A 10,880-nucleotide genomic window follows, 5' to 3' on the forward strand; every position below is an offset into this window, starting at 1 on the left:
ACGTACATTGATAAAAGCAAATATAGCGAACACTCAGGCTATAGTAATTAAGTCACTCAACTCTCTACTGAGAGGATGGGGAAATTACTATCACCATGTGTGTGCTAAAAAAGCGTTTAGAAAGATCGACAATGAAATTTGGCATAGTTTATGGAAATGGGCAAAGAAAAGACATCCTCGTAAAGGATTACGTTGGATAAAGAATCGTTACTTCAAAGTAATGGGTCAACGCCAATGGGTCTTTGCTGCACCCATATGCAAGAACAAACCAAAAGAGATACGGTATTTAAGACTGCTTAAGCTGATTGATATACCTATCAGACGACATGTTAAAATCAGAGCGGATGCAAATCCCCTTGACTTAAAATGGAAAAAGTATTTTGATGAGAGAGTGAAACGAACAAGAATGTTAGCAAGCTCTTTCTCAAGAGAAGGTTCTCTACTGTTGGTGTCACCATTAAGAATGATGTTTCCTGAGGAATCATGAAGGACAAGCCGGTTCTAGAAAAGAAGAACTTAGATAAGGGGCTCAAGCGTAGTGTGGGGAAACCTGCATGCTGCGTTTCTAAGGGAGGGGGTAGTAGTAATACTGCTTCCTTACCTGACCAGTTCACTAAAACCAAAGGCTTCGAAAAACGTGCTCAATATTATGCTGCCAAAGCCTACTCAAGTCAAGCTGATCAGGGTGATGAGTACCATAATCTCAAGGAAATTATCTTCATAGCCGTTGCTGATTGTATTATTTTTCCAGATAAGGCTGAGTACAAATCAAATCATACTATTCGCGATGAGAATACCAATGAACATGACTTAAAAGACCTCTATTTCGTATTCATTGAATTACCAAAATTTACAAAGACGAAAGAAGATCAACTAGAAAATATAGTAGAAAAATGGTGTTATTTTTTTCGATATGCAGCAGAAACGAGGGAAGAGGACCTAGACAAAATAGTTGGTAGTGATGTAATAATAAAACGAGCTTATGAAGAGATGAATAAGTTTAACTGGTCAGAAGAAGAGTTACTAGCATATGAGCAAAGGAAAAAGCGTATAATGGATGAGATTGCGGCTTTTGCTGAAAAATTTGATGAAGGTATTAGATTAGGTCATGCAAAAGGTAGGCAAGAAGGTAGGCAAGAAGGCATCAAAATCGGACATGAAAAAGGCAGAAAAGAGGGAGAAAAGCAAGCTAAAATAGCAGTCGCAAAGAATCTACTTAAAGCAGGGGTTTCTATTGATATCATAACTGAAACTACCGGTCTTACAGTTAACGAAGTCAAAGACTTAAGCTCTTTGGGTGTCTAGATTAACCTTTATACTAGATAAAACCCAGCAATTGCGGCTCAAATGTTGTGTATATAGTGAAAATGCCACTAGAAACTACTGAGTAATGTTTTTTCAACAGCATCCAAATCCTTTTATTAGTGTAATAGATTATAATATAGAAGTTCCATACAAACTTACTCATATCCTTGTCCTTTATACCTCAGTTATGGATTAGCTTGATGTAAAGTCCTGAAATTCTGTTTTCTGCACTAATTGTAGTAACATAAAATCACTTTCGCTTCAGATATTTTGTAAATTGCTGTTATTTCGCGCTTTTTGATCTATAATCGATAATCTAGCAAAGCTGTTACTTTCTGTCATATATGTATTACCAATCGTATAACTTAATGATTTTAGCTTTTTTTTGGTGTTATACTCAATTTCTAATTCATAATTGGAGTTCTTACTATCATCCACAAAGGAATCCTGCTAATTTTTCTACTAAAATTGGTCTTTTCTTCATCTATATCTCCTTATTGCACCTAGAATTTTATTTGCAAATTCTTTATTTTCTAAGCAGCACTTTACACCCGCCATTCAGCAACCAATTTGTCACACCAAAAGCTGATAGCACTTCTCCCTTTACCACTTTTCACCAAATCTTTTGGGGAGTAAAACAATATATTTTTCCAAACAGTTATAAACTAGGAACCATAAAAACAGCTTCATGATTAGCCATTTTAAAAGTTTGATCAAGTTCAATATTCCTAAGCGTAGTATTTACCTTGTACGAACAATAACATCCCAATGTAAGGAAAGTTAATGCAGTCAAAGCAAGTGCAATAGATATTCCTAAATGAGACATTGTTAAACTTGCGCCAACAGCAAATGCTCCAGATAATATAAGAGAAGCAGAGGCATAAATTATTTGCTTTCTACCATGAGTGCTTGCTGCTGAGAATTGAGATCTTACTGCTGAACTTTTTTCAGGAACTTGAGATAGGTTACTAGCCCTTTTACTATAACCTTGTTTTACATTAACTAGATCCACGTTCTTTCTAGGTACCATCGCCTCAGTGCCAACTTCCGCCTCCATTTCATTTTGGGTTGAATTATCGAGCTTCCCCCTCTTTTCAATAGCTGCAAGCTCATTATACAAATTTTCTACAGAGCAAAAATGTGAGATCCCGGCACTCAAGCTTTTTTTAACGTCTTCTAATCGTTTATTCTCTGCCTTTAATCGTTCTACGCTGCTCAATAATATAATCCTTTCTGACGTGAGTTCCTCAATTTGTTCTTCCATTATATCTATCTTTTCTATCAACTCTTGTTGTTCTATCTCTCCATGATGCTTACCATCTGATTGGGTAATTTCTCCAGATTTGCTTATGTCCTCTGTTTGTATAGCAATACTTTTCGTTTCGTTTGCTCTTAAAATGTAGTCGTCACGCTTGTTTAACTCATCGTTTTCCCATTTTAATTGCTCGTTTTCTGCAATCAACTTATTTTTATCTTTCTCTCTTTCTTCTATCGAAGCATACAGCCTATCTCTTTCCTCGAGTAGGCCACGTAGTTGATTCTCAATCAAATTGTTTCTATTGAGAAGAACTTTGTTCTTTTCTACAAGTTTAAGGTTTTCTTCGATCAATAATTCATTTCTTTGATCTAGAGAACAATTCATTTTTCCTTGTATTTCCAATTTAGATTTAAGTCTGCAAATTTGTTGTAAAAAATCCCCAGATGAATTTTCGAAATTGCCTCCGGGCTCATTCTTTAGGCATTTTTTGCCACTTTCACTGATAAGTTCTTCTACAACATTGAAAAAATCTTGAAAATACATCTTCAGCTCTGCTAACTCCCTACTTAATGACGTAAAATTTTGTTGTTTTAGTATTTCCTCCACTTTGTTCAACCTATCTACAATTAGTTTCATAGGTTCAACCATTCTACTTGCACCACTTAAATTCATCTTGCCACTAAGATCTGCTTCATTAAACGGATCTTCACCAGTAGAAGTGTGGTTAGATTGACCGATCTGTTTAATCGGAGTACTCGAATTAATCAAATTTATATCAAAGCCAGAAGGTACACTCATATCACTTAAAACATTAATTGAGCTATCCAGAGAAGATATGCCACTATTTTCAATTAATTCACTATTATTGGAAGCTTTCTGATCTTGTCTCTGATCAACAGCAGTGTCTGTTAGACTAGCACAATCTTTCTGATCTTCTTCACTGCTTTCGCTCATAAAGCGCTTCACTCCCATTACTGTTCTAACATTCTCTCCAAGTTCTCCTCTTTCAATTACAATATGAGATTCGTTTTTTTCGTAGTTAATTTTGTCATATAATTGTTCACATTCTTTGTAGGATAATATTGGTTGTAGCGTCTTCTTCTTTACTTCTTCATCGTAGAAAGCTCTAAGCTTATCATTTGATAATATTGCTATAGCTTCTTTTACATCAGGATGCAATTGAGAATGCCCATTTTTGCATGAATTAACACGGTTCAGTAGAAAAATCTTAACAGAGTGTTGCTTGTATTCCCTAAGCTTCTCTAATGTAATCCCCATAACTTTTTCTTGTGATTCTATGTATCTCAGAGCGTCTTCAAAGTCTTGCCTGTTAGAGGTAAGAGGTTGAGCTTTTTTAAATTTTTTAATCTCACTCTCTTTTGGGTGCACAACATCAACTTCAATAACAGGACTAACACTTGCAGAGTCAATTGCATTTAACACAATACCGCGATCATCTTGATTTTTTAGGAAAGCTTTTAGCTGTTTTTTAAAGTTCAATAAATTACTTAATTTATCTTCATTAGTTTTAGATTTTTTGATTTGATCATAAACGTTTCTGGCTGCTTGGTTGTTCTCTTTATCAGTCCTTATTTTACTTTCTAACTTACCAAGGAGTTTGCTCAGTGGTTTTCTAAGTTTCTTATAATCGTTAACAAGCAGCTCTCTTATCCGTCTTTCAAAATCTCCTTTTCCTTTGAATCTCAAAACAGTATATAGATCATCTTCAGCCCTCTGCTGATCGAATTTTGTATTTACAATCATACCCTTACCTAACCACAAATGGAACAGAGCAGATACTGCTGAACAGAACTTAATGGCGAAGTTAAAACCCACTTAGTTAAAGCCATCAGTACTTCTCCAATTAATCTTACTAATATTCTTCTGGAAAACAACATATCTACTGACCTTATTCTTGGGAATATAAATAGGGTAATGTTAAAAAGTGCATCACCTATAGTCTCCAGAAAACCTGGTGTTAGCTGTCAAATCAAGATTTCTAGAAAATACTCAATAATTTCAGACAGATTTCTCTAGGTAGTGTCGACATTTATTTCAACCAAAGAAAAATGCCAGCAATGTGAACAAAAGACAGAAAAGCTATGGCCAATTTGTCGTAGCGTGTAGCAACTCTGCGGAAGTGCTTGATTTTGTTGAACATCCTTTCGATTAAGTTTCTCTCTTTATACAATTCTTTGTCATATTCTCTTGGTGTTTTTCTATTGGAACGCGGTGGGATTACTGGCTCAGCATTTACAGCTTCTGCAGCCTCAATCATATAATTTGCGTCATACCCTTTATCGGCAATAAGTGCCTCCATGTTCTTGCCTTCTATCAGGTCTAAAGCTTTTACGTAATCCGATCTTTGCCCTGCAGTAACAAAAAATCTCAGTGGGTTGCCCAAAGCATCACAAGCAGCGTGTAATTTGCTTGAAAATCCTCCTTTGCACCGTCCCAGCTCTTGTTCTTGTCTACCAGTTTCCACATTTTTTTCTTGCACCAGCAGCATGTTGATCTGCCCTGATTATTGTTGAGTCTATCATGAGCCACTCTGTGTCTCCATTAACAGCTAATGTGTTGAAAATCATCTGCCACACACCAGATTTTGCACACCTTATAAAACGTTTATGTACACTTGACCATTTTCCATACTCAGCAGGCAATGCTCTCCATGTTGCTCCTGTTCTACCTATCCACATTATTGCAGCTACGAATCTCCTGTTATCTTTTGCGCTTCTTCCTCTATCTCCTTCCTTACCTGGCAGACTGTTTTTTATTCCATACGCGTCAAGTTAAGGAAATAAAGGTATGAAAGAGATAGAATAATAAGGTATAAGTTCTCCCAGATATACTTTTAGTGAGAGAACCAATGAATAAAATAACTTGCTTATCAAAAAAGCTCAAAGAATTTTTTAATGAAAAAGCAGACAAAATCTCAATTACAACAAGGTTTATAAAAAGAAAGAGAAAGCTAAAAGGCTCATCGTTCGTAAAAGCCATAGTCTTGGGTAATATAGGGGTTGATAATTGTAGCGTAGAAACAATGTGTCAATTACTAAACGAGAGATATAACAAAACAAGGTTTGGATTTTAGATTTACTGAAGAAGCAGTGGAATTTATGAAAAGGATGTATAATGAATCTGTGGTTCTCTTTAAAAATATCTTGCAAGTTGATTGCAAAATCTTACAGCAATTTAATAGTGTTAAATTATTGGACAGTAGCTATATTACTCTACCTAACAGTATGGAAGAGATGTATAAAGGTTATGGTACTAGCTACAGTGGCTATGAAAGCAATACTAAGTCTGGAATAAAGTTACAATTAGTTTTCGATTACATGAATCAGATAATAGACCAACTTAATTTAACGGAGGGAATAAGATCAGACCAGGGATATAGGAAACATTTAAGTAATATATCAAGCAATGATTTGCTAATATCTGATCTCGGTTATTTTGTGCCAAGTTCTTTTAAACAAATCAATGAAATAGGAGCTTATTTCATAAGTCGTCGATACCAACGTATATGATGTAGAAACAAATCAAAAAATGGAGTTATTAGAATGTTTAGAGATTTTTAGAAAACGAGGTATTGTTAGGAAAAGAAGCAAAAATTAGAGTAAGAATTATATGTCAGAAACTAACTGAAGAACAGTCTATAGCCAGAAGAAGGAAAGCTAATAGATTAGCAAGATCGCAGGGAGATACATCCTCTAAAAGAAATCAAAAATTGTTGAACTGGTATAACTAATGTTCCAGAAAATAAAATTAGTGCTGAGCAAGTATTAACGATTTACAGAGTAAGGTGGCAAATTGAGTTATTATTTAAATTGTATAAAAGCCATATCAGGCTTGATAAGCTAAAAGGAAAGCCATGCAGAGTATTATGTGAACTATATGCTAAATTGTGCGCAATTCTTATATTTCACGGCATAGTTGGTTGCACAGAAGTGAAAAAGAATACAGAACTTAGCTTAACAAAGGCATTTATTGAGCTAAAAAGGCGGGTTAGAGAGTTATTTTTAGTATTAACCAAAATTAATAGTTTAAAAGCATTTCTTAAAAAACTCACTATAACTTGGTCGCGATTTTCATTAAAAGACAAACGTAGAAGGGCTAGAGTATCCACTTTAACCTCTCTAAATTTGCTCACAATCTCTTAACTTGACGCGTATGGTCTTTCAAATATTGCCATAAACGCTCTACTAGATTTAACTCTGGTGAATATGGAGGTAAATAGATTAAGGTAATATTTTGTGGTATTTTTAAACCTTTGGATCTATGCCATCCTGCACAATCCACAACAAGAAATGCTTCCCTTGTTCCTAAATATTGTGACATCTGCTCAAGGAATATATTCATACAATCAGTATTGACGTTTGAGCTAGAACTCTCTCCATTTCTAGGATTAACTGCACTATAGAGATAAAAGTTTTGCCTACCTAATTTTACCTTAACCTGTGTCCTAATGCCTTTTTTAAACCACCCGTTTTGAATGTGTGCCAAACCGCGACTCATCGAAGAAAAATAGCTCTTTTTCGGGATACGTGACAATAGTTTCATTAAGATTTTTTTTTAAACTCTTCTTGTTTATTTTTATCCTGTTTATTGTGCACAGGCCTTGGGGTAATATACGAAAAACCTAACTTTTGCATCAGTCTATGTGCTGTAGACTTACTTACCTCAATAGAAAATATTTTCTCAATTATGATTTTTAATTTCTTAGCCGTTAGGTTGGCTCCTTCTTCTGCTATGACATTTTTAATTTCTTCTTGCTGCTTGTAGCTCAACTTCGGCTTTACTCCACGTCCTGGTTATATTTTAAACGCATTGACTCCTCCTTCCTTAAATCTTGTAATCCACTTCATCAATTTAGTTCTAGTAATTCGGTATAAACTTTTGTTATTCGATATTCTTTTGCAGATATTATTGCCTGTAATCTTCTTCCTATCTCTCCTCTTATACCGTGCTTCTTTAATTCCAGGTTACACTTATTATATAATTCTTCTCCTATTGCTTTACTTTTTCCTGCCATAACTCCCCTCTCATTCTTAAATTATTCTATTTTAGAAATTTTTCTTTATTCGTCTATTTATTTTTAGGAATTGGTATTACTGAAACTTCTAGACAGGTCAAGCTGATGAAAGGCTTTAAAATAGTTTGACGTGAAGAAAAATTCTCCATACAATCTGGCAAGTTTGCACGCAATGGAGGTATGATAGTCTATGAATGAAGAGGAAAAAAAGTTTATAAATTCAGTTTCGGAAAGTGAAAAGAGCTATGCTGTAAAGCGCTTTCAGATTAGGGAGTGGTACAAGCCATTTGGGAGGAAGATCCTAACGAGTTCAGATCTCTCTTATATTTCTAAAGAGCTAAATAATTTCTCAGATGAAAAATATTGGACGAAAAGAGAATATGGGGACCCTATTCTTAATAGGGCATCTGTTTTAAAAGAATTACTTAGCATAAAAAAAGTAGGCGGTGAAAGTTTATTGAATGACTATAAGAGTTACAAAGTTAAATGTTGGCTTTGCTCAGAGGAAAGTATACGTGGCACTTTTTCATCGCTAGGTGAATACAAGGGTGATTCAGAGTCGGAAGAGGAGTTTATTACAGACACACTTAGTAGATACTCTAGACTTATGGAGTTCTGGTCACATTATATCCATGTTGTAGATGAGGAAGGTAAATATAAGGCCAAACCTAACAAGGGGGTTTTAGATAATCTTAAAGAGTTGATAGCAAAATATAATAAGAATTATCGTAAAAACTTAGACTGTGGAAGCCAAGTTGATTTATGGAAATATGGGTTTGAATGCGCAAAAGAGGAAGGGTGTATAGAAGCTCTTGAGTTCTTTTGTAATAAGTTAGAAGAAACAAAAGAAAGTGAACTTGCTCAAATCTTAATTGACGCAGCGCTTTATGCTACTTCATCTGGTAGTTTCAGCCTCAGGCATAGCAATGCTAATGTCATAGATTTTTGTCTTGCTAACCTCAGTGTTGATAATTATGAGGTGCTTCTACAGAAGGATTTTGGGATTCATGGCTGTTATTCTATATTAGATAGGCTGGAAAATGGGTATTTGTTTGGGTATGTCGAGAAGTTAATTGATTGTTTGGAACCTGAGAGTATTTCACGTAAAGAATTTGAGAATCACCTTGTTTGTGGAATGGGTTCTAGGGTTGGTGCTGCACCTAGTAGGGAGTTGATGAGAATCGGAGCTGATTTTTTAGTCTGGGTCTGGGAAGCGGAAGGGTTTAAAAATCTTAGAGGGCTCTGTCTCGATGATTTGAGTAGAGGTAGGTCTGGATTAATCGATACGTTATTAGACCTTGCTATGGTAGGTGCATTTGAGCCTCTGGAGAAGATACTAAATTCTGCGAGTAAGATGGGGCGTGAGAAAATAGCTGAATCATTTCGTAATTCAAGCAAAGCATGTTGTGCTTTGTATATTCAAGGTGGAAAAGATCTGTTGATTAAGGTTCTTGGTGATACTAAGTACAGTAGCGATTTTGTAAGAGCTATAGAAGAGATTCTGAAGCACAATCCTTCCTACAAAGAGAAATGGAATGAAGCATCTGAGCTACACAAGGAATTTAGGATAAGGGAATCGATGATAAAAATTTCTGAATTATTGTCAGATGATGGTTTGCGTGATGATATAAAGAATAAAATAAATCAGTTTCAGCAATATGATCATGCTGAACCTAGAGCTAGGTCCAAGTCACTTTCCGACATTGTAGCTCCTATTAGAGAAGATCGACCTGGAACCAGAGCTTATGATGATTGTGCATTACCTTCCTTTAGTGGTGAGCGGTCTCCCGTCCAAAAACGTAGATCCAGGGCTATCGGGGCTTATGGTAGGTATGTACAGTCGTCTCTAAGTGGCATGAGTCATCTTACCAAGAAAGATGGAACTGAGATTACTAGTAAGGCTGCTGGTAATTTTGTACCATCGTCTTTGAGTGATATACAGTCTACTCGCTCTATTGAAAAAGAAGTATCTAAATAGGATCTGATGTGAAAGAAGAATTAATACAGTATCTGTTCAATGCAAGCAGTGGTGGTAGAAGTTTTCAAGAAAGATTTCAGTCGTTCTTAGATCAAATACCAAAACCGAGTGGGGCCTCTGCTGTGCCAGAAAAGGAAGGGTTTTTTATAAATTTCTTTGCTGGTATGTTTGCTAGCTTAAGAAGTACAGAACTTGCTGAAAAGCTTAAAATAAAAGATTTGCACTTTCGCTTACTTAAAAAGGAGTTACATATCATCGCAGAGATTGGAGAAGAAAAGAAAAAACATCTATTTATTTTTTCAGAAAGTGGAAACAAAAAGTCTAATGATGACTTGGAAGCAGAAATAAAGAATATAGGTAAAGGGTTAAGTGCAACTAAGGTTTTAATAGGTAGAGAGGAACTTGAAGGAGGGGATGGAAAATGGAAGTTTAAAGTCTTAGTAGAACATAAAACAGGTAACGATACACCTGAAATCAGAGGTTTCAAAACAATCGGTTGCAAAGTAGGTGAAAATTTAGAAAGCAGAGTAGCTGACTTAGCTACGGGTAATTTCGAAGATAGTAGAGGGGGTATTAAAGAAATAATCAAAGAGGCCAAAGGGCTTTACTCTGATCTTAAGGAAAAAAATCTCATACAAAATAGTGATAAAGAAGCAGCACAGCATGGGTTTATTAGTGGTATGTTGATGAACTTCCGTTATCGCTATAACTTAAGGTTATACTTGGAACTATTAACAGGGAGAGGTTATAGCGATATTGTGTTCCTTGTGAGAGGAGGAGGTCGCTCTTGGAAGGCTGTTCCGGTAATAATGGAATTGAAACCAAAGGGTAGTGTAGAAAATGCATTATCAGAAGCATCGAGTTATGCTAGAGGATTACTTCGTAACAAAATGCGCTTATTAACGAACTCCGAGCATGTTATTTGTATGGGTGTTAACCTTAATGATCAGGGAGATTCATATATAATTTCTGACCAGCCATCTCAAATAAAAAGAAATGAAAAGCCTGTTATGCAGTCCTTAATGCAGTCCTTACTTGATATAGTTTGTAGTAATGAAAAGTGCAAGGATAAGGAAAGTCAAGTAAAAGATCTGTTAGGGGAATTATACTATACATTTCCTTCAGAGCAATATACAAGAGATTACTTAAGTCGTTTTTTACTTGGTCAATTACCTTTATTAAACAAGCCTGAGGAAGCAAAAAGTATAAGTGTGTACTTATTTAACCATTCAGAAGAAAGGATAGGAGGAAAAGATATCACTGCCATTAAGTTAAGGAAAAAGTGTTAGAATGTATTATAAAAT

General features: G+C 35.4%; 9 protein-coding genes and 2 pseudogenes. 5 read left to right on the forward strand and 6 right to left on the reverse strand.

Annotation, left to right across the window (positions count from 1 at the left end; all coding sequences use genetic code 11):
* Together DEF52_RS05445 and DEF52_RS05450 are read left to right on the forward strand one after the other, a co-directional pair.
* Positions 1-487 (forward strand): group II intron maturase-specific domain-containing protein (locus tag DEF52_RS05445; protein WP_272897554.1); only part of this gene is annotated, 487 nt, incomplete at its 5' end.
* Positions 484-1,305 carry an Rpn family recombination-promoting nuclease/putative transposase gene (locus DEF52_RS05450; protein ID WP_151808075.1) on the forward strand — a complete coding sequence of 274 codons (822 nt, stop codon included), beginning with the start codon at positions 484-486 and terminating at the stop codon, positions 1,303-1,305. The genes DEF52_RS05445 and DEF52_RS05450, both read left to right, overlap by 4 nt.
* Before the next feature lie 261 nt (positions 1,306-1,566).
* Here DEF52_RS05450 and DEF52_RS06160 read toward each other — a convergent pair whose 3' ends face one another.
* From DEF52_RS06160 to DEF52_RS05460, 3 genes and pseudogenes are all read right to left on the reverse strand, one after another.
* Positions 1,567-1,743, reverse strand: coding sequence for a hypothetical protein (locus DEF52_RS06160; protein ID WP_153296812.1), 177 nt, complete (start codon positions 1,741-1,743; stop codon positions 1,567-1,569).
* A gap of 220 nt (positions 1,744-1,963) precedes the next feature.
* Complete coding sequence (locus DEF52_RS05455) at positions 1,964-4,327, reverse strand: TomO hydrophobic C-terminal domain-containing protein (RefSeq protein WP_237357368.1); 2,364 nt, start codon at positions 4,325-4,327, stop codon at positions 1,964-1,966.
* A gap of 286 nt (positions 4,328-4,613) precedes the next feature.
* Positions 4,614-5,340 (reverse strand): annotated as a pseudogene (locus DEF52_RS05460) (IS5 family transposase).
* 92 nt (positions 5,341-5,432) lie between these two features.
* On the opposite strand from DEF52_RS05460, the pseudogene DEF52_RS05465 reads away from it, so the two are divergent.
* Positions 5,433-6,726: pseudogene (locus tag DEF52_RS05465) on the forward strand (IS4 family transposase).
* Here DEF52_RS05465 and DEF52_RS05470 read toward each other — a convergent pair.
* From DEF52_RS05470 to DEF52_RS06165, 3 genes are all read right to left on the reverse strand, one after another.
* Positions 6,713-7,081 carry an IS630 family transposase gene (locus tag DEF52_RS05470; RefSeq protein WP_151808076.1) on the reverse strand — a complete coding sequence of 123 codons (369 nt, stop codon included), beginning with the start codon at positions 7,079-7,081 and terminating at the stop codon, positions 6,713-6,715. The pseudogene DEF52_RS05465 and the gene DEF52_RS05470 sit on opposite strands and share 14 nt — an antisense overlap.
* A gap of 44 nt (positions 7,082-7,125) precedes the next feature.
* Complete coding sequence (locus tag DEF52_RS05475; RefSeq protein WP_151808077.1) at positions 7,126-7,353, reverse strand: helix-turn-helix domain-containing protein; 228 nt, start codon at positions 7,351-7,353, stop codon at positions 7,126-7,128.
* Positions 7,354-7,430: 77 nt separating this feature from the next.
* Positions 7,431-7,598 (reverse strand): hypothetical protein, encoded by a 168-nt coding sequence (locus tag DEF52_RS06165; protein ID WP_153296813.1) that lies wholly within the window; start codon positions 7,596-7,598, stop codon positions 7,431-7,433.
* Between the two features lie 190 nt (positions 7,599-7,788).
* Here DEF52_RS06165 and DEF52_RS05480 point away from each other — a divergent pair, with 190 nt between their 5' ends.
* Together DEF52_RS05480 and DEF52_RS05485 are read left to right on the forward strand one after the other, a co-directional pair.
* Positions 7,789-9,576, forward strand: a complete 1,788-nt coding sequence (locus DEF52_RS05480) for a hypothetical protein (protein ID WP_151808078.1) — start codon at positions 7,789-7,791, stop codon at positions 9,574-9,576.
* A gap of 8 nt (positions 9,577-9,584) precedes the next feature.
* Positions 9,585-10,865, forward strand: a complete 1,281-nt coding sequence (locus tag DEF52_RS05485; RefSeq protein ID WP_151808079.1) for a hypothetical protein — start codon at positions 9,585-9,587, stop codon at positions 10,863-10,865.
* The last annotated feature ends 15 nt before the right edge of the window (positions 10,866-10,880 follow it).

The organism is Wolbachia endosymbiont of Nasonia oneida (assembly GCF_009012935.1).
Classification (GTDB): domain Bacteria; phylum Pseudomonadota; class Alphaproteobacteria; order Rickettsiales; family Anaplasmataceae; genus Wolbachia; species Wolbachia pipientis.